Genomic DNA, 18,335 nt, shown 5'->3' with positions numbered 1-18,335 from the left:
TAGGGGGCAGCTCTTAACGACCAATAGGAATTTCTAATGCTCAAAATGGTCTATTCTCTTTTGTCCGGCCCCTGCCGTTTCCGGCAGGGGCCTTACGCTGTCAATTCAATATGTCTATGAACTCTTTCTTGTCTTCTCTAATCTCGTTTCCTCGTTTAGCGGGTGCAAATATAAAACCCTTTTTTCGTTCCCGCAATACTTTCTTGATCTTTTTTGAAAAAAAAATTCAGATCCTTTTTCTGTACCTTAAAACCATGGGGCCGCATGAACTTTTACCCCCGGAACGCTGTCCGTTTTGGCGGCTGCAAACATACAACCTTTTTTGTTCCCGCAATGCCTCCCTGATCTTTTTTTTGAAAAAATTTCCTGAACTCTCTTCCCGTTCGGATCCCCGTATCTATATGAACTTCGCCAACATCCCGATCTGTCCGATCCTCTCTGCTAAGCGGGTGCAAAGATACTACTCGTTGCGACATTTCCTAGCCTTTTTTCAAGATTCTTTTTGGTCCGTTTTTTAGACCCTGAAAATTAAGAGGTTAGGGCATGTATTTTTTTTGTTTTTTTACTTTGAACGACACCCAGATCCTCCTTGTCGTTCTCTATACGACTGTCCTTATTATTATGACTACTTTCTTTCATAACTCTTCTGCTCTTTTTCTCTTATTTTAAGGATCCCAAATATCAAACTCATTTGATCGCTCATAATATTATAGTACTATGTTTAAAAGAAAGCGCTAAAACTAGCTTAACATAAAAAGAGCCGCCTGTCAACAAACAGCTATAATGAATGGTTCAACTACATCATGAATGTGGAAATGCCCCAAATTAATTACATATAAAATTATTACATATATATATATTGTGTGGATTTGTTTATACTATTATCTTTGCATTCTGATTTTAAATTATTTTATGATAGATATAACATTACCCGACGGAAGTGTCAAGCAGTTTGAAAAAAACGTGACACCTATGGATGTTGCTAAAAGCATCAGTGAAGGATTTGCCAGAAATGTGATTTCGGCAAGTTTTAATGGTACAACTGTTGAAACCGTTACCCCTTTAACCACTGATGGGTCTTTAGTTTTATACACATGGAATAATGATGAAGGCAAAACTGCTTTTTGGCACTCTTCTGCGCATGTATTGGCACAGGCTATTGAGGAATTATACCCTGGTGCAAAACTTACGATTGGTCCTGCGATTGAAAATGGGTTTTATTATGATGTCGATTTTGGAGAACATACCATTTCTGAAAAAGACTTTAAAGCTATTGAGACTAAAATGTTGGAGATTGCACGTGGGAAACATGATTTTAAAATGCGTTCCGCTACAAAAGCCGAAGCTCTATCTTTATATAGTGATAATGAATTTAAAACTGAATTGATCGAAAACTTGGAGGATGGCACCATTACCTTCTGTGATCATTCCTCTTTTACAGATCTATGTCGCGGAGGTCACATTCCTAATACCGGCATTATCAAAGCTGTAAAAATCTTATCGGTTGCCGGGGCCTATTGGAGAGGTGATGAGAATAATCCGCAATTAGTACGTGTTTATGGAATTTCATTTCCAAAGCAAAAAGAACTTACTGAATATTTAGAATTATTAGAAGAGGCTAAAAAACGTGATCATAGAAAACTAGGTAAAGAATTAGAACTGTTTACATTTTCGAGAAAAGTTGGACAAGGCTTACCTTTATGGCTGCCAAAAGGTGCTGCTTTACGTGAACGTTTGGAAAACTTTTTAAAAACCGCACAAAAAAAAGCCGGTTATGAAATGGTTGTTACACCACATATAGGACAAAAAGAGCTATATGTTACTTCTGGTCATTATGCAAAGTATGGTGAAGATAGTTTTCAACCAATACATACACCAAAAGAAGATGAGGAGTTTTTATTAAAACCCATGAACTGTCCACACCACTGTGAAATATATAATAGTGCTCAATGGAGCTATAAGGACCTGCCCAAGCGTTACGCTGAATTTGGCACCGTATATAGATATGAGCAAAGTGGTGAACTACATGGTTTAACAAGGGTTAGAGGTTTTACACAAGATGATGCCCATTTATTTTGTACACCAGATCAATTAGACAAAGAGTTTAAAGATGTTATCGATTTAGTGCTTTATGTATTTGATGCTTTAGGGTTTGAAAACTTTACTGCCCAAGTTTCTGTAAGGGATCCTGAAAACCCCGACAAATATATTGGGGATGTTGAAAATTGGGAAAAAGCAGAACGTGCTATTATAAATGCTGCTTCAGATAAAGGTTTAGACTATGTTATTGAAGAAGGCGAAGCAGCCTTTTATGGTCCTAAATTGGACTTCATGGTGAAAGATGCTTTAGGAAGACGCTGGCAGCTTGGAACTATCCAGGTAGATTATAATTTACCCGAACGTTTTGACCTTACTTATAAAGGCAGTGATAATGAGCTACATAGACCTATAATGATACACCGAGCTCCTTTTGGGAGTATAGAACGTTTTATCGCTATTTTGTTAGAACATACGGCTGGTAATTTTCCGCTTTGGTTAATGCCAACACAGGCTGTAATATTATCAATTAGCGAGAAATATGAAAAATACTCGGAAAAAGTTTTAAATTTGCTAGAAAATGACGAAATTCGCGCCCTTGTAGATCATAGAAATGAGACTATTGGAAAGAAGATTCGGGAATCTGAAATGCAAAAACACCCGTATATGATTATCATAGGAGAGCAAGAAGAGAAAGAAAACAAAATAACTGTGCGTAAGCATGGTGGAGAAGATTTAGGAATGATTTCCATTGAAAAATTCTCCGAAATTATAAAAGAAGAAATAAATAAAACGTTAAAATCGTTCTAAAAATAATAAAAATAAAGTTTAATTTAAAACCATAACGTCATAGCAATTCGAAGAAGAAATCAACCCAATAGAAGGGTTATACAAGAGGATAAACATAAAATAAACTCAAAAATTACAGCACATAACGTACGTCTTGTTGGAGATAACGTTGAAATTGGTGTATACTCTACCAGAGATGCTTTAAAAATAGCTGATGAGCAAGGATTGGATCTTGTAGAGATTTCCCCAAAAGCTGATCCTCCTGTTTGTAAGGTTATGGATTATAAAAAGTTTCTTTATGAACAAAAGAAACGTGATAAGGCTTTAAAATCTAAAGCTACCAAAGTTATCATTAAAGAAATTCGTTTTGGTCCTCAAACAGATGATCATGATTATGAATTTAAAAAGAAGCATGCAGAAAAGTTCTTAAAAGAAGGTGCTAAGCTTAAAGCTTTTGTATTTTTTAAAGGACGATCTATTATATTTAAAGAACAAGGTCAGATTTTATTACTACGTTTAGCGCAAGATTTAGAAGAACTTGGTAAAGTTGAGCAGATGCCACGTTTAGAAGGTAAGCGTATGACCATGTTTATTGCTCCAAAAAAATAATGCTTCGAACCCGTCTAGCGGTCTGTAAGCAGCAATATTAAGAATTAATAAAAAAGATAAAGATGCTGAAACAAGTTCAGCTCTAAAGTAATTAAGCGAGATAATTAAAACTAGGAAAAGAAAATGCCTAAAATGAAAACAAAATCTAGTGCCAAAAAACGTTTTAAGTTAACGGGTACTGGAAAGATTAAAAGAAAACACGCTTTTAAAAGTCACATCTTAACAAAGAAGTCTAAAAAGCGTAAACTTGCTCTAACTCATGATACATTAGTACATAAGGCAGACGAGGACAACATTAAAACCATGTTACGTTTAAAGTAACATGGTTTTAATCGGTTATTAAATAAATTATAAACCCTGGAGTTAGGCTTATTGATTAACGATTGTAGATTTATGATTTACGATTAAAAAAATAAAAAAGTTCTCGAAACAAGTTCGGGACGCCTACTACAAAAAACAATTAAAATTATGCCAAGATCAGTAAATTCTGTAGCAAAAAGAGCCAGAAGAAAAAAGGTACTAAAACAAGCAAAAGGTTACTTTGGAAGACGTAAAAACGTTTGGACAGTAGCAAAAAATGCGGTCGACAAAGCGATGCAATACTCGTACAGAGACCGTAGAAACAAAAAGAGAACATTCCGTGCTTTATGGATTACGCGTATAAACGCAGGAGCCAGAGAACATGGGTTATCTTATTCTCAATTTATGGGGAAATTAAAAGCTAATGATATTGAATTAAACCGTAAGGTTTTAGCAGATTTAGCTATGAATAACCCTGAGGCTTTTAAAGCTGTTATAGAGAAAGTAAAATAAGGCGTTTTCGCCTATTGTAAAACATATTATTCGCTTAATAAAAAATCCGGTTCTTAATTGAATCGGATTTTTTTGTTTTTCTCAACCTCCAAATGGCTAAAGAACAAGTAATACCAATTATGACTCAAAACAACCCATATAATTTGTTTAGTTCACAGATCTAATTTGATAAATAGGAATTCATGAATCTTCGATTTCTATTTTGCTCATATTTCAATATTAAACATGTGCTCAGCTTGACTGGTATAAAAACATAACTAAGGCTATGATTGAATTTTCTATCTTATCTGATCAAAATATAATTCAAATTATTTATAGCTCATTTTAAATAATAATTGGTATAACGTTTTGCCGGATCATGCACAAAAGTTCTGTTTAGGTAAAAGTTTTAGTCGATCTGAAAAGAAGGCCTGCCATAGACCTATCCAGGTTTAACCCTCCTAAATTTCGACAAAGTCGAAATTATCCTCCCTTTTCAAAAGTGAGGAGCAAGTCCGATTTGTATTTTCAGGTACAGTTTTTAATATTACCCCCATATGTTGATCCAGCTGGGGGCTCTTCTTAAATTTAAAAAAGAGGAGAAGAATTTCAATTTTAAGCTTAAAACTGGAAGAAAGAGGCGTTTTATTTTATGGTACGCTAGGTATACTTGGGCCATCTGGATTTACCGTGAAGTGGTTATTATGCACTTGGTCATGGCTCGTTATAAATGATTTCATATCGCACACAACTTTTGTTCTTGATCCGTTTTTGCCCCTCCTTGAATTAGTTATTTGTTTAAATCCCAAAAGCCGTAATAACAACTGTTCTCGAACCTCCATGATTTCTATGTTCGCACAAATAAATGCCTTGCCAGATTCCTAAATTTAATGCTCCATTTGTAATAGGCACATGCACTGATGCCCCTAACAATGATGCCTTTATATGGGCAGGCATATCGTCTGGTCCTTCATAGGTGTGCCTATAATAAGGTGCATTTTCTGGAACCATAACATTAAAGTGGGATTCAAAATCGGTTCTTACTGTAGTGTCCGCATTTTCATTTATAGTCAAACTGGCAGACGTATGCTTAATAAATACTTGTATTTGCCCAATATTTATCTGCCTTATATCTGGAATAGCATCTAAAATGTTAGTTGTAATTAAATGAAAACCTCTTGAATGGGCTTGCAATTTTATTTCCTTTTGAAAAAACTTCATATTAAATAATTTTTACGCTTAGCTATTACCAAATTATATATTATCATACTTTTATTAAAATTATAACGCAACCATTTTAGTCTTTTTTCGTCTATATATATAAATGAATCCTATAATTTAAAATGCATGAAAAAGTATTTTCTGACTGTTATATTTGGTCTATTATTATTAACAGGATGCTCTACAGATGATAATAACACCCCACAAGTTATTATCACCCATTGGAATTTAATTAAAACCACTGGTGGTATAGCTGGTGTTAATGATACATTTCCCTTAAAAACCGTTATTTGGACTTTTGATGAAGTAAACCTAAAACTTACAATCGTAAACAATAATACCGATGACACTAAGCAGGATGCCCTGGATTCTGGAACTTATGCGTATTCTGTAACAGAAAAGAACAACAAAACTTATATTAATATTAGTACGAATGAATTTGGTGGTTTTGAAACCACATCTAATCAACTAGTAATAGATCAAAATGATTTATCTGAAGGTAGTGGAGCAGATGGCTTTGTATACACGTTCCAAAGAACAACTGAAGTTGTTGAATAATTTATATTTTACTATGTTTTCTGTTTCTTTTTCCTAGCGGCTGGAAATAGGACATTGTTTAAAATAAGCCTATACCCTGGGGATGTAGGATGTAAATCCAATTCTGTTTTGGCATCCCCTACTCTATGCTGATAATCTTCCGGGTCATGGCCGCCATAAAAAGTAAAGAAACCTTTTCCTTTTATACCGTGTATGTATTTCGCTTCTCCATTCAATTTTGTTTCCCCCAGAACTAATACATTCGATTTTATTTCATCTCTTGTAAAAGAGGTTGTCTGCCCCATAAAGCCTTTCAGCAAAGCTGTATGATTTTGGCACAACATGGTAGGGATAGGGTCCCATTTTGCTGAAAATTCCATTAAGGAAAAATAATCGGTTGTTTGCGGTACTCTGCGCTTGTTTGTCATATCTATTGAAGAAAACTCATATACGGTTGGACTTCGTTCTAGTGTATAATTAGTAAACGCAAAGGTTTTATTATAATCGATTTTATTTTGATAAGCAGGATCGCTACCATCACCATCAAACATGGGTTCGCAAATATCGACACCTTCTGCAGATAAAGCAATATCAAAACTATCTGTGGCACTACACATCGCAAACATAAAGCCGCCACCAATAACATAATCCCTAATCTTTAGGGCAACATCTGATTTTTCTTGGGATACTTTATTATAACCTAGCTTTGCTGCCAATGCTTCTGCATCTTTTTTTTCTTGAATATACCAGGGAGTCGCTCTATAAGCACCATAAAATTTACCATATTGTCCCGTAAAATCCTCATGGTGCAAGTGCAACCAATCGAACAGTAACAGACCATCATTTAATACTTCTTCATCATAAACAGTTTCATAAGGAATTTCAGCATATTGTAGTACCATAGTTACGGCATCATCCCAAGGCAACTTACCTTTGGGTGTATATACTGCAATTTTAGGGGCTTTTTCTAAAATTACTGCTTCCATATTTTTACTTGGACTGCTTATTTCCTCTAAGATACTTTCTACTTTAGAATTAGAAATGACTTCGAAAGAAATACCTCGAATCTGGCATTCTCGCTGAATATCTTCTGTGTCTGGTAATAAAAAAGAACCGCCTCTATAATTTAAAAGCCATTTTACTTTTAATTCCTTACTGAGTGTCCAATAGGTAATGCCATAAGCTTTTAGATGGTTCTTTTGACTTTCTGCATCCATAGGTATAAGAATATAGGATGCATAGGTATTAATACCAATTAATATAAAGAGTAAACTTATAAATAACTTTTTCAATTTGAAGCGAAACTTTATGAGAATTCTTGGTCGTTCCTTCCCTGTCTACCATTGAGGCAGGTTCGAAATAACAGAAACTCTTATTGAAGTTGAAAGATACTTAAAATTTATTCCGATTAAAATGATTTAACATTTTGTTCAAGCAATATTTTTCAAATGTAAATCCCAAAATGAATATCAATGACTTCCAATCCACTTTCACCTTTTCTTTTTATCTATGTTTCTGTTTCTTGAACATTTAAAATAGAAGTAGATTTCTAAGAGGCATGACAGATTATTAATTAAAATGGTACATCATCGTCATCATCATTAAATGAGCTCCCGAAAGCTTGATCTGGACTTGCTTTAAAATTATCCGTCTTAAATGTATCATCGTTAGCTGCTGCATTCATTTTAGAGTGAAACTCAAAAGGAGAGTCAAAATCATCTAAATTATCGAACTTCCCTAAGTGACCAATAAACTTTAAGCGTATATTTTCTAAACCGCCATTTCTATGCTTTGCGACAATAAACTCTGCTTGACCTTCTGTTGGAGAACGCTCCTCATCATCCCATTCATCAATTTTATAATATTCCGGTCTGTAAATAAATGATACAATATCAGCATCTTGCTCAATGGCTCCAGATTCACGTAAATCTGATAACAGGGGGCGCTTACTCCCTCCACGGGTTTCAACAGCACGTGATAATTGCGATAAGGCTATTACCGGAACCATTAATTCCTTAGCTAATGCTTTTAGGTTTCTGGAAATCATGGAAATTTCTTGTTCACGGTTTCCTCCATGGCTATTACCTCCGGTCATTAACTGTAAATAATCAATCATGATTAATTTAATACCATGTTGTGATGATAAACGACGTGCTTTGGCTCTTAAATCAAAAATGGATAGCGATGGTGTATCATCAATAAAAAGAGGTGCTTTTTCTAATCCTTTTACTTTTACATTAAGTTGTTCCCATTCGTGTTTTTCTAATTTACCTGTACGTAATTTTTCGGAAGACAAACCAGTTTCACTAGAAATTAAACGGGTTATTAATTGTACTGATGCCATTTCTAAAGAAAAGAATGCTACAGGTATATTTTGATCTACGGCTATATTTCTTGCCATAGAAAGTGTTAAGGCCGTTTTACCCATCCCTGGACGTGCCGCTACAATAATTAAATCGGATGGCTGCCAACCGGAGGTTAGTTTATCTAATTTATTAAATCCTGTTGGAATACCACTAAGCCCTTCTTTATTTGAAATTTCTTCAATTTTCTTTTTAGCCTGAATGACCAGATCTTGAGCTGTTTCACTCGATTTTTTAATATTTCCTTGGGTAACTTCGTATAATTTTGCTTCAGCTTTATCCAATAAATCGAAAACATCCTTAGTTTCATCATAAGAATCTTCAATAATTTCGCTAGATATTTTTATTAAACTACGCTGAATAAATTTCTGTAAAATAATACGAGCATGGAACTCTATATGCGCTGAAGAAGACACTTTTTGGGTTAAAGAAATAAGATAAAAATCACCTCCGACCAATTCCAGTTTGGAATTTTTCTTTAACTGTGTTGAAACGGTTAATAAGTCAATAGGCTCACTGTTTTCAAATAACTGAAAAATAGCTTCAAAAATATGCTGATGTGCTTCTTTATAAAATGCATCGGGGCTTAAAATATCTATAACTTCATCAACCCCCTTTTTATCAATCATCATCGCTCCGAGCACAACTTCCTCTAAATCAAGTGCTTGAGGAGGTATTTTCCCCTTTTCAAGATTAATAATAGTACTCTTATCTACTTTATATCCTTGAATTTGATTAGGTTGTTTCATATATACGAAAGTAATTAAAAAGAAAAGGTTTTAAAACAAAAATTGAATTAGGATTGCTCACAGGTCATTAACAATTTAACTGTTAACAACTTAAAAATATTGTTAATAAGCATAAAAAAATCCAAAACTATAAGTTTCAGATTTTATGATGCTATGGTTTTGAAAGGCTTACCCTTTATACACTCCCATATTTGCATATTTTTCCATCCGTTGGGATATTAAATCTGTTGGTGATAAGTTTTTAAGTGCCTCATAAGATTTTACTATAGCGTTACTTACTGCTAAAAATGTTTTTTCACGATCTCTATGTGCGCCTCCAAGTGGTTCTTTAATGACGCCATCGACCACTTTTATTTTCCTAGCATCTGTAGCGGTTAATTTTAAAGCTTTTGCTGCTTGTTCTTTATACTCCCAACTACGCCATAAAATTGAAGAACAGTTCTCTGGTGATATTACAGAATACCAAGAATTTTCTAACATCAACACTTTATCTCCAACACCAATCCCTAAGGCGCCGCCTGAAGCTCCCTCACCAATCACGATAGCGATTATAGGAACTTTTAAGCGTGTCATTTCTAAAATATTTCTGGCTATAGCTTCTCCTTGCCCGCGTTCTTCTGCCTCTAAACCGGGATATGCACCTGGTGTATCAATTAAAGTGACTACAGGGATTCCGAATTTTTCGGCAGACTTCATTAACCGTAATGCTTTACGGTAACCCTCGGGGTTTGCCATTCCGAAATTTCTATATTGTCTGGTTTTAGTATTATAGCCTTTTTGCTGACCAATAAACATAAAACTTTGGTCGCCTATCTTCCCTAAACCACCAATCATTGCTTTATCGTCTTTGATGTTACGGTCTCCATGTAATTCTAAAAATGAATCGCCACAGATCGCTTTTATATGATCTAATGTATAGGGTCTATTTGGATGGCGGGATAATTGCACGCGTTGCCACGGTGATAGGTTTTTATAAATATCTTTTTGGGTCTCTTTTAGTTTCTTTTCTATTTGAGAGCAAGTTTCTGTAACGTCTACTTCACTTTCTTCCCCAATCACTCTACACTTTTGTAGTTGTTCTTCCAGTTCTTTTATAGGGAGTTCAAATTCTAAATATTCCATAAGAATTTTATTTTAGCCATTAATTTAAGGTTAGCGTACAAATATAAAAACTTTAATTTTCTTAACCCGAACTATTCATGGTTTTCGTTATGAAAAGTCAAAATGCCAATAGATTTGGGAAGCACAGTAATTTTTAAAGGATAAATTGTTACCCACTTTTGAGGCATAAAAATTAAGAGCATCGCCAAAGGTAGCAGGCAGTTTGGCTTTGGAATAGAATAACCGTGTATAGTTCGGGTTAAACTGTTAACTATGCTTTCTTTTTAATTTTCTTGTGTTTTTTAAGATGCCATTTATAATTACGGTAGCTATAATCATTATAGCACCATAATAGAACGATACACTCATTTGCTCTTTTTCCGGAAACAATATAATAGCCATAATGATACCGTAAACAGGTTCTAAATTATAAGTTAATACAACTGTATAAGGGCTAATAAGTTTCATGACATAAATGGATGCAATAAAAGCGTAGGCAGTACAAATGGATGCTAATATAAAAAGGTACCCAAAATCGGATATGTATAAATTGAAAAAGTCTAAAGAAAACCCTTCACCAAAAAATAGAATATAGATAGAAATGAACAATACGCCGCTTAAAAATTCGTAAAACGAAATAACTGTTGCAGTATGTTGTGTTAAAAATTTGCCATTCAAAACGGCAAATAATGAAGAAAAAAAAGCTGATGATATTCCTAAAAGGATACCTGTAAGGTATTTTATTTCGCTTTGTGTAATTATAAAAACGCCTATTATTACTATAACGCCAAAAAGAATTTCATACCAAATAATGGTTCTTTTGTAAATTATAGGTTCTATAAAAGAAGCAAAAAAGGCGCCTGTTGAAAACATGGCCAATGCTATGGATATATTAGATTCTTCTATAGCACCAAAAAAGGTAATCCAATGCAAGGCTATTATGATTCCTGCTACCGAAAGTCTAAAAAGAGATTTTAGTGCGATCTTTAATTTAACTTTGGCTGCTTTAATATAAATAAACATTAAAATAGACGCTATGACCATTCTATACCAAACCAAAGGAATCGCTTTTATTGTAATTAACTCCCCAAGAATGGCAGTAAAGCCAGCTATAAAAACTAAAAAATGAAGGTGTAGATAATTATTTAATCGAGGTTTATCATGAAAAAATCTATACATTTTGACCTGCTCTTTTGTACACTAATTTCGTTAAAAAGCCTCCATTTAGTTATGGTTGTATCTACTTTTTTTACTTTTTAACTGCAAAAAAAAACGTTCGTTAATTTTTTACATTATTATTTCTACACTTCTAGCGTTTGGCATTGTACAAAAGATAAGCTGCTAAAATACCAAAAATGATATTAGGAAACCATACTGCAACTAGTGGTGGAAAATCAGATTGCTCTGCCATCACACCAAAAATTTTATCGAAAAACACAAAGACCATAGCGATACAAATACCAACGGCTAAATTAACGCCCATACCTCCCCGCCTTTTTATTGACGAAACTGCCACTGCTATGATCGTTAAAATGAATACCGAGACCGGCAAGCTCCATTTTCTGTATAAAACCAATTGAAATCGCCCTACATTGGAAGATCCACGGGCTTCTTCTTTTGCTATAAAGCGTTTTAAATCACCATACATTTTAGTTTCTGCGGCATAAATTACTGGAATAAGATCATCTACATGAAAAGAAAAAAGAGTGTCTTTTTTTTTGATTTTTTCTATGCTATCATTATCCTTACCTATATCTCTTTTAACATAATCGGTTAATGTGTATATGGTGTCCTTTTCTATATACTTTATTCTATTTGCTGTAATTTTAGTAACAAGTTCGTTTCCTTCAAAATGTTCTAATGTAAAATCTCTCCCTTCTTTATTTTTAACATCAAAACTGCTCACGTAAATAATCTCATCATCATTTATTTGCCTAAATACATTCTTGTTATCTACCGCGCTCTTACCTTTTTTTAAATATTTATAGCTAAAATTATTAAAGCCTTCACTTGCTTTGGGTGCCAAAAATAGCCCCAGGACAATCGCCAATATAGCAACTACAGAGGCTCCAATCATATAAGGTCTTAAAAAACGTGTAAATGAAACACCCGAACTTAAAAAGGCAATAACTTCTGTATTATTCGCAAGTTTAGAGGTAAACCAAATAACCGACAGGAATAAAAATAACGGAAAAAGTAAATGCGCAAAATAGATTGTAAAGTCTAAAAAATAAATCATGACCTCTGCAAAAGGCACTTCATTCTCCAATATTTTACCAATCTTTTCAGCGAGGTGTACTGTAATCCCTATGGGAATAAACAGAAGCAACATCATTAAAAATGTAAATAAATAACGTTTTAATATGTACCAGTCAAGAATTTTCATAAATATTATAACCGGTTATCCATTTGCTTCACCATTTTGTCTTTCCATGTTTTAAAATCTCCTGCTAATATATGTTTTCTTGCTTCTCGAACCAACCATAAATAGAATCCTAAATTATGTATGGTTGCTATTTGTTTACCTAACAGCTCATTAACTGTAAACAAATGTCTTAAATAAGCTTTAGTATATTCGGTATCGACAAATGTTATTCCCATAGCATCAATAGGTGAAAAATCGTCCGCCCATTTCAAGTTTTTGATATTGATGGTGCCATGGGCTGTAAATAACATACCGTTTCTAGCATTTCTCGTTGGCATGACACAATCAAACATGTCTACTCCTAACGCAATATTTTCTAAAATATTGATTGGTGTCCCTACCCCCATTAAATAACGTGGTTTATCTTCTGGTAAAATAGAACAGACCACATCGGTCATGGCATACATTTCTTCAGCTGGCTCACCAACCGACAATCCGCCTATGGCATTGCCAACGGCACCAGAATTTGCAATATATTCTGCAGATTGCATCCGCAAATCTTTATAGGTACTTCCTTGTACTATGGGGAAAAACGCTTGGCCATAACCGTATTTTAAAGGTGTTTTTTCTAAGTGATCAATACATCTATCTAACCAACGATGCGTCATGTGCATAGAGCGTTTTGCATAGTTATAGTCACAGGGATATGGGGTACATTCGTCAAAAGCCATTATAATATCTGCTCCTATACTTCGTTGAATCTCCATAACATTTTCTGGTGTAAAAGTATGGTAACTTCCATCTATATGAGATTTAAACTTAACGCCTTCTTCTTTAATTTTCCTATTTGCTGATAAAGAATACACTTGATATCCGCCAGAATCTGTTAAGATATTTCTATCCCAATTCATAAACCTATGGAGTCCACCTGCCTTTTCAATGATATCTGTTTGAGGACGCAAATACAAATGGTACGTATTGCCTAAAATAATGTCAGGATTAATATCATCTTTTAGCTCGCGTTGATGCACCCCTTTTACTGTAGCAACGGTACCAACCGGCATGAAAATGGGCGTTTCTATAATACCATGATCTGTGGTTATTTTACCCGCTCTTGCTTTACTTTGGGCATCTTTAGCTTTTAATTCAAATTTCATCTCTACATCATTATAAGTTGGCAAACCTACATATTTTTTTAATTCTAAATTAGTTTTATTCTATCAAATTAATGTCGCTCATTGGCTCCAATTTATTGAAATGAAAATGGAAGTAAAAATAAATCTATAATAATAATCCTTGAAAAAGAAATAATATGTCTTTGGCAACGTTTTTGATATTATGAATCAAAATCTTAAAACGAATATTATGAAAAGCTTAAAAAACTTACACGAACACCTTAAAAATAAAAGTGACGTGAGTAAAAATCCAATCTTTATTTTGGCTATTGCTTTGATCGTTCCATTTACAACAATGGCCCAGAGTCAAATGGTCACTGGTATGGGGGTTAAAGCCGGATTAAATTACAATGCTAATGGCAAGTATTTTGAATCTATTAGTACGAATGCCGATAATCCCGATAGAAATATTGGATACCACATTGGCTTATTTGGGAAAATTGGAAACAGTAGACTTTATTTTAAACCAGAATTAGTATATACAGCTACTAAAAGTGATTATGCAGACGACGCGTTTAACATGAAAAAAATTGATGCCCCTTTATTGGTTGGGACAAGAATATTAGGCCCTTTTAGTGTATTTGGCGGCCCTTCGCTTCAATATATTTTAGATTCTGAATTTGATGGTATTTCTATCGATAATATTAAAAATGATTTCTCCGTTGGGCTTAATTTTGGTATTGGATTTAATCTTAACAAAGTGGGGATAGATGTACGCTATGAAAGAGGCTTTAGTAAAAATGAAGCCACCTTTTTAAATAATAACAATGTGGATACAAGTAGGCTAGACACCAGACCTGATCAATTGATATTGAGTTTATCTATTATATTGTAAGTTCTTTTGTTAAAAAACACTGATATAAAAAAACCTCGCCAATGCGAGGTTTTTTATTTTTTAAAACTAGATTGTTTTATTCTGCATCCAAATAGTCTGCTTCGCCATCGCCATCAGAATCAGTGAACGTTATAATTGTACCTGTAAAGGTTCCATTCTCCTCTTCTACAATGTAATTTGAAAGCTTTTGATTTGATTCTAAGGGTATCGCTTTAACTGCTTCGATAGTGTCCCTATTTTCTGTGGTTATGGTAATTTCATCTTTAGTTAAGATACCATCTCCATCATCGTCCGGGTCTATATAATTGTATATAAAGCTTCCTGTACGACTAAAGTCCCCATCGGTATTTTCGTCAAAGACTTCTCCATCGCCATCCAAATCTTCTAAATAAGAAGGAATACCATCATTATCATGGTCGTTTTGTGACATTTGTAACAATCCAAATTTAAAAGCAATTGGTGCATAAGCTGGAATTCCAGCTTGAGCTTGCGAAAAATACCCCAGGCCAGAAGGCAAAAACATAACGCCTATACCTTGATCTATAAAACTAACAGTGCCATCTCCATTTTCGACAAAACTTTCTGCTACATTAAATTGAGGAAGTACTTTTCTCCAACCAGGAACTAATGCTATTAAGTCAAAACCTACTGGGTTTACCGCACTATCAAAAACCTTGTCATCTAAAGTAAAACCTTCATATTTCACTACGACATTATCTGCAAATGTTGGTGATTCAGTGCCTCCTCCTGCTTTTAGCTTTAGTATATAATACTCGTATTTTACATCTGCAAAATCCACTTCCAATGTCTCTAACTTTGTAGATGCATTAAGAAGCGTACTCCCATCGGGAACATCTGTTCCTTCAGCAAGTTCTGTGATTTTTAAATCACCGATCGTTGGATTTGCAATCGCTTCAAATTCGCTGGAATTATAATAATGTGTTGCTAAATATTCCAACAATGAATCTTTATCTTTTACCTGCTGTTCAGCTCTATCCCTAATTTCAACAGTAACGAGTCCACCATCATCATCTTTATTACAGGATAAATAACACGTAACAGAACATAACGTAATTAAAGCTATTTTTCTTAATTTCATATTTATTTTTATTTGCTATTTTGAACGGCCCCTATTATACTGTGCCGAATACAAATGTCACATTCAATTAATCAATGAGCCTTCAAATTAAATTTTTAAGACTCTGAATGTTTCTTTATTGCTTATTTTTGGTGCGCAAGATACAATTTTAAAATAATTTTGCACAAGAACATTAACGTAGTTTTTAGAATAATTGTATGCGAATTGATAAGTATTTATGGTGTATTAGGTATTATAAAACAAGAACGCTTGCCACAACTGCCTGTAAAAAAGGTCAGGTACGCGTAAACCAGGAAATTGTTAAGCCCAGTAGGGAAGTTTATGCACTAGACACTATTGAATTAAGAAAAAATCAAATAAACTATAAACTTACTGTAAATGATATTCCAGAAAGTAGAGTCGGTGCTAAGTTGGTTGATATTTATAGAACGGACACCACGCCCAAAGAACAATTCGAGGCTCAGGAACTTTTAAAATATTCTAAAGATTATTATAGAAAAAAAGGGGTTGGTAGGCCCACAAAAAAAGACAGAAGGGATATTGATGATTTTACAGATGAAAATTTTAATCACAAAGATGGCTAATTATTGGATGTTCAATATCACTATTGAAAAAAAATAAACTATCTCAGGGCAAGCCACGAGGTATTAAATTCCAAAAAAAAAGAAAATTCCAAATTCAAAAAAATAAAAAAGAGACAACCCTCATCGTATTAAATCCAAAGATCCCGCTGAAAAAGCGGGATTAGCCTGCCACGACAAAGGCGTGGTTCAACTATCTGTTTTGAATGTATTGCTTTCGCAACTTTTCAAAATTGAGGTATCAAACTTAAGATCCCGCTGAAAAAGCGGGATTAGTTCAACTATCTGTTTTGAATTCATTGCTTCGCAATTTTTCAAAACAGAGTTTCACTAATAAACAAATAAAAATGAGTAATTTTATGCTTTAATTTTAGAACCAATTATTATGGCTGTTAAGAATAATGTGATCCTTAATCATAACGAAATCAATCATAAAATAAGACGTATTGCTTTTCAGATATATGAAAACAATGTCAATGAAAAAGAAGTTATTCTTGCTGGTATTGATAAGAATGGTTATGTATTTGCAAAAAAATTAAAAACTGTTCTTCAAAAAATATCCGACATAAATCCTATACTTTGTAAAGTGATTATGGATAAAAAAAATCCTCATGCAGAAATCAAGACTTCTATTTCTACAGATAATTATAAAAATAAGTCTTTAGTACTTGTCGACGATGTTTTAAATTCCGGTACTACTTTAATTTATGGGGTTAGGCATTTTTTAAATGTGCCACTAAAACAATTTAAAACAGCTGTTTTGGTAAACAGAAACCATAAAAAATATCCTGTGAAAGCAGATTTTAAAGGCATTTCTTTATCTACTTCCTTACATGAACATGTGCATGTGGTTTTAGAGGGCAAAGCTTATGAAGCTGTTTTAGAATAACTTCAACACCAACTCTTCAATAATAGCTTCTTCTGTTTTATTATCGGTAGTTATAGTAACTTCTGATAAGTTATAAAATTGAGAACGCTCAAAAAGGTGTTTGCCTATAAATTCTGTAAGTAGTTCGTCTGTTTCCAGATGGGCAATTAGCGGACGCTTGCTCTTTTCTGTTTTTAGTCTAGATACTAAAGTAGGTATGGAAGCTTTTAAATAAATACTCTTTGCTTTGACCGTATTCCTAATAAAGTTCATATTATCACTGTAGCACGGTGTCCCTCCTCCTAGCGATAAAACTAATTTAGTGTTGTTTTCCAAAAGCATCTTTAAATATAATGTCTCTACCTTTCTAAAATATATTTCACCTTTGGATTTAAATATATCGCTCACTAATAACTGCTCCTTTTCTTCTATATAATCATCTAGATCCAAAAAATCATAGTTTAATTTTTTTGCCAAAATCCTACCTAGAGTCGACTTTCCTGAAGCCATGTATCCAATTAAAACTACAATCATTTTCTTGTTATAAATTGATTATTAAAAACATACGTTTTAGTGGTGCAAAAAAACAAAAATTTCTTTAAAAAAAGTATTGTTTAATTAATAAAACATTTTATATTTGCACCCGCTAACAACAACGTTAGTACTGAAATAATGACCTGGTAGCTCAGTTGGTAGAGCATCTCCCTTTTAAGGAGAGGGTCCTGGGTTCGAGCCCCAGCCCGGTCACAAAAATCTTTTTAAGATTATTCAAAAAGTCCATAAGCACAATGTTTATGGACTTTTATGTTTTATTTAATACCTATTGCTATCAATTAAATGAATCAAAAAGGTAGCAAAACATAAAATCGTAATAAATTGGTTCTGGATTTTCTCTTTATCGACCGCTTGTTATTTAGCAAAATACGGTTAGTTAGTCTTAAAATTTTAAATTATATTTAACAACTTCCGCAACAAGTACCATGTGTAAAAACACTATTTTTACGCTGTTAATTGTAACGATTGTGATCGGTTTGTGATCTGCAATTTTCTGAAGGAAAACCGGTAGTTAACAACCCCATACTTTCTTTACACCAACGCTTAGGCGTCATAAATCACTAAAGTTTAAGAAACGATATTTAGGAATGACGATGCTATTATTATGTGCTGAAATAATTACGGAATAAAGATGTAGTTAGTAGTTATAGGTACCATTT

Annotated in this window: 17 protein-coding genes and 1 tRNA gene; 9 read left to right on the top strand and 9 right to left on the bottom strand. The window is 33.7% G+C overall.

The window, feature by feature from the left end:
• Positions 1 to 912 precede the first annotated feature (912 nt).
• From thrS to rplT, 4 genes are all read left to right on the top strand, one after another.
• Positions 913 to 2,847 carry a threonine--tRNA ligase gene (gene thrS, locus PQO00_RS17260; protein WP_274186104.1) on the top strand — a complete coding sequence of 645 codons (1,935 nt, stop codon included), beginning with the start codon at positions 913 to 915 and terminating at the stop codon, positions 2,845 to 2,847.
• 78 nt (positions 2,848 to 2,925) lie between these two features.
• On the top strand, positions 2,926 to 3,435 hold the full coding sequence (gene infC / locus PQO00_RS17255) for a translation initiation factor IF-3 (protein ID WP_274186107.1): 510 nt from the start codon (positions 2,926 to 2,928) through the stop codon (positions 3,433 to 3,435).
• 123 nt (positions 3,436 to 3,558) lie between these two features.
• Positions 3,559 to 3,756: a 50S ribosomal protein L35 gene (rpmI, locus tag PQO00_RS17250; protein ID WP_019388182.1), complete on the top strand. Its 198-nt coding sequence runs from the start codon at positions 3,559 to 3,561 to the stop codon at positions 3,754 to 3,756.
• Positions 3,757 to 3,903: 147 nt separating this feature from the next.
• The gene (gene rplT / locus PQO00_RS17245; RefSeq protein ID WP_109308747.1) at positions 3,904 to 4,248 is read left to right on the top strand and encodes a 50S ribosomal protein L20; all 345 of its coding nucleotides are present in this window, start codon (positions 3,904 to 3,906) and stop codon (positions 4,246 to 4,248) included.
• A gap of 777 nt (positions 4,249 to 5,025) precedes the next feature.
• On the opposite strand, the gene PQO00_RS17240 is transcribed toward rplT, so the two are convergent.
• Entirely contained in the window at positions 5,026 to 5,448 is a 423-nt protein-coding gene (locus PQO00_RS17240; RefSeq protein WP_274186103.1) for a secondary thiamine-phosphate synthase enzyme YjbQ, read from the bottom strand.
• Positions 5,449 to 5,574: 126 nt separating this feature from the next.
• Here PQO00_RS17240 and PQO00_RS17235 point away from each other — a divergent pair, with 126 nt between their 5' ends.
• Positions 5,575 to 6,006 carry a hypothetical protein gene (locus PQO00_RS17235; protein ID WP_274186102.1) on the top strand — a complete coding sequence of 144 codons (432 nt, stop codon included), beginning with the start codon at positions 5,575 to 5,577 and terminating at the stop codon, positions 6,004 to 6,006.
• Positions 6,007 to 6,017: 11 nt separating this feature from the next.
• Here the strand turns inward: PQO00_RS17235 and PQO00_RS17230 are convergent, their stop codons facing one another.
• From PQO00_RS17230 to tgt, 6 genes are all read right to left on the bottom strand, one after another.
• A complete protein-coding gene (locus tag PQO00_RS17230) occupies positions 6,018 to 7,202 on the bottom strand; it encodes an asparagine synthetase B (protein WP_274186106.1) in 1,185 nt (394 codons plus the stop codon).
• A gap of 356 nt (positions 7,203 to 7,558) precedes the next feature.
• Positions 7,559 to 9,097 (bottom strand): replicative DNA helicase, encoded by a 1,539-nt coding sequence (dnaB, locus tag PQO00_RS17225; protein WP_274186101.1) that lies wholly within the window; start codon positions 9,095 to 9,097, stop codon positions 7,559 to 7,561.
• Positions 9,098 to 9,265: 168 nt separating this feature from the next.
• A complete protein-coding gene (locus PQO00_RS17220) occupies positions 9,266 to 10,219 on the bottom strand; it encodes an acetyl-CoA carboxylase carboxyltransferase subunit alpha (RefSeq protein ID WP_274186100.1) in 954 nt (317 codons plus the stop codon).
• A gap of 246 nt (positions 10,220 to 10,465) precedes the next feature.
• Entirely contained in the window at positions 10,466 to 11,377 is a 912-nt protein-coding gene (locus PQO00_RS17215; protein ID WP_274186099.1) for a DMT family transporter, read from the bottom strand.
• Positions 11,378 to 11,507: 130 nt separating this feature from the next.
• Positions 11,508 to 12,584 carry an LptF/LptG family permease gene (locus tag PQO00_RS17210; protein ID WP_274186098.1) on the bottom strand — a complete coding sequence of 359 codons (1,077 nt, stop codon included), beginning with the start codon at positions 12,582 to 12,584 and terminating at the stop codon, positions 11,508 to 11,510.
• 5 nt (positions 12,585 to 12,589) lie between these two features.
• A complete protein-coding gene (tgt, locus tag PQO00_RS17205) occupies positions 12,590 to 13,720 on the bottom strand; it encodes a tRNA guanosine(34) transglycosylase Tgt (RefSeq protein ID WP_274186097.1) in 1,131 nt (376 codons plus the stop codon).
• Positions 13,721 to 13,928: 208 nt separating this feature from the next.
• Between tgt and PQO00_RS17200 the strand changes: the two genes are divergently transcribed.
• A complete protein-coding gene (locus tag PQO00_RS17200) occupies positions 13,929 to 14,573 on the top strand; it encodes an outer membrane beta-barrel protein (RefSeq protein ID WP_274186096.1) in 645 nt (214 codons plus the stop codon).
• A 76-nt stretch (positions 14,574 to 14,649) separates the two neighbouring features.
• Here PQO00_RS17200 and PQO00_RS17195 read toward each other — a convergent pair whose 3' ends face one another.
• Positions 14,650 to 15,672, bottom strand: a complete 1,023-nt coding sequence (locus PQO00_RS17195) for an FKBP-type peptidyl-prolyl cis-trans isomerase (protein ID WP_274186095.1) — start codon at positions 15,670 to 15,672, stop codon at positions 14,650 to 14,652.
• 197 nt (positions 15,673 to 15,869) lie between these two features.
• Here PQO00_RS17195 and PQO00_RS17190 point away from each other — a divergent pair, with 197 nt between their 5' ends.
• A complete protein-coding gene (locus PQO00_RS17190; protein ID WP_274186094.1) occupies positions 15,870 to 16,256 on the top strand; it encodes an RNA-binding S4 domain-containing protein in 387 nt (128 codons plus the stop codon).
• 382 nt (positions 16,257 to 16,638) lie between these two features.
• A complete protein-coding gene (locus tag PQO00_RS17185; RefSeq protein ID WP_274186093.1) occupies positions 16,639 to 17,142 on the top strand; it encodes a phosphoribosyltransferase domain-containing protein in 504 nt (167 codons plus the stop codon).
• On the opposite strand, the gene PQO00_RS17180 is transcribed toward PQO00_RS17185, so the two are convergent.
• Positions 17,134 to 17,655, bottom strand: coding sequence for a shikimate kinase (locus tag PQO00_RS17180; protein WP_274186092.1), 522 nt, complete (start codon positions 17,653 to 17,655; stop codon positions 17,134 to 17,136). The two genes, PQO00_RS17185 and PQO00_RS17180, sit on opposite strands and share 9 nt — an antisense overlap.
• A 140-nt stretch (positions 17,656 to 17,795) precedes the next feature.
• Between PQO00_RS17180 and PQO00_RS17175 the strand changes: the two genes are divergently transcribed.
• Positions 17,796 to 17,868: transfer RNA gene (locus PQO00_RS17175), tRNA-Lys, on the top strand.
• Positions 17,869 to 18,335 lie beyond the last annotated feature (467 nt).

This window comes from Flavivirga sp. 57AJ16 (genome assembly GCF_028736925.1).
Lineage (GTDB): Bacteria > Bacteroidota > Bacteroidia > Flavobacteriales > Flavobacteriaceae > Flavivirga.
This window is presented reverse-complemented; position numbering and strand designations above follow the sequence as displayed.

What these genes read in the sequence shown, in the direction of transcription:
- thrS (WP_274186104.1), top strand. Translation starts at nt 913, where the DNA reads ATGATAGATATAACATTACCCGACGGAAGTGTCAAGCAGTTTGAAAAA.
- rpmI (WP_019388182.1), top strand. Translation starts at nt 3,559, where the DNA reads ATGCCTAAAATGAAAACAAAATCTAGTGCCAAAAAACGTTTTAAGTTA.
- rplT (WP_109308747.1), top strand. Translation starts at nt 3,904, where the DNA reads ATGCCAAGATCAGTAAATTCTGTAGCAAAAAGAGCCAGAAGAAAAAAG.
- PQO00_RS17240 (WP_274186103.1), bottom strand. Translation starts at nt 5,448, where the DNA reads ATGAAGTTTTTTCAAAAGGAAATAAAATTGCAAGCCCATTCAAGAGGT.
- PQO00_RS17235 (WP_274186102.1), top strand. Translation starts at nt 5,575, where the DNA reads ATGAAAAAGTATTTTCTGACTGTTATATTTGGTCTATTATTATTAACA.
- PQO00_RS17230 (WP_274186106.1), bottom strand. Translation starts at nt 7,202, where the DNA reads ATGGATGCAGAAAGTCAAAAGAACCATCTAAAAGCTTATGGCATTACC.
- dnaB (WP_274186101.1), bottom strand. Translation starts at nt 9,097, where the DNA reads ATGAAACAACCTAATCAAATTCAAGGATATAAAGTAGATAAGAGTACT.
- PQO00_RS17220 (WP_274186100.1), bottom strand. Translation starts at nt 10,219, where the DNA reads ATGGAATATTTAGAATTTGAACTCCCTATAAAAGAACTGGAAGAACAA.
- PQO00_RS17215 (WP_274186099.1), bottom strand. Translation starts at nt 11,377, where the DNA reads ATGTATAGATTTTTTCATGATAAACCTCGATTAAATAATTATCTACAC.
- PQO00_RS17210 (WP_274186098.1), bottom strand. Translation starts at nt 12,584, where the DNA reads ATGAAAATTCTTGACTGGTACATATTAAAACGTTATTTATTTACATTT.
- tgt (WP_274186097.1), bottom strand. Translation starts at nt 13,720, where the DNA reads ATGAAATTTGAATTAAAAGCTAAAGATGCCCAAAGTAAAGCAAGAGCG.
- PQO00_RS17200 (WP_274186096.1), top strand. Translation starts at nt 13,929, where the DNA reads ATGAAAAGCTTAAAAAACTTACACGAACACCTTAAAAATAAAAGTGAC.
- PQO00_RS17195 (WP_274186095.1), bottom strand. Translation starts at nt 15,672, where the DNA reads ATGAAATTAAGAAAAATAGCTTTAATTACGTTATGTTCTGTTACGTGT.
- PQO00_RS17190 (WP_274186094.1), top strand. Translation starts at nt 15,870, where the DNA reads ATGCGAATTGATAAGTATTTATGGTGTATTAGGTATTATAAAACAAGA.
- PQO00_RS17185 (WP_274186093.1), top strand. Translation starts at nt 16,639, where the DNA reads ATGGCTGTTAAGAATAATGTGATCCTTAATCATAACGAAATCAATCAT.
- PQO00_RS17180 (WP_274186092.1), bottom strand. Translation starts at nt 17,655, where the DNA reads ATGATTGTAGTTTTAATTGGATACATGGCTTCAGGAAAGTCGACTCTA.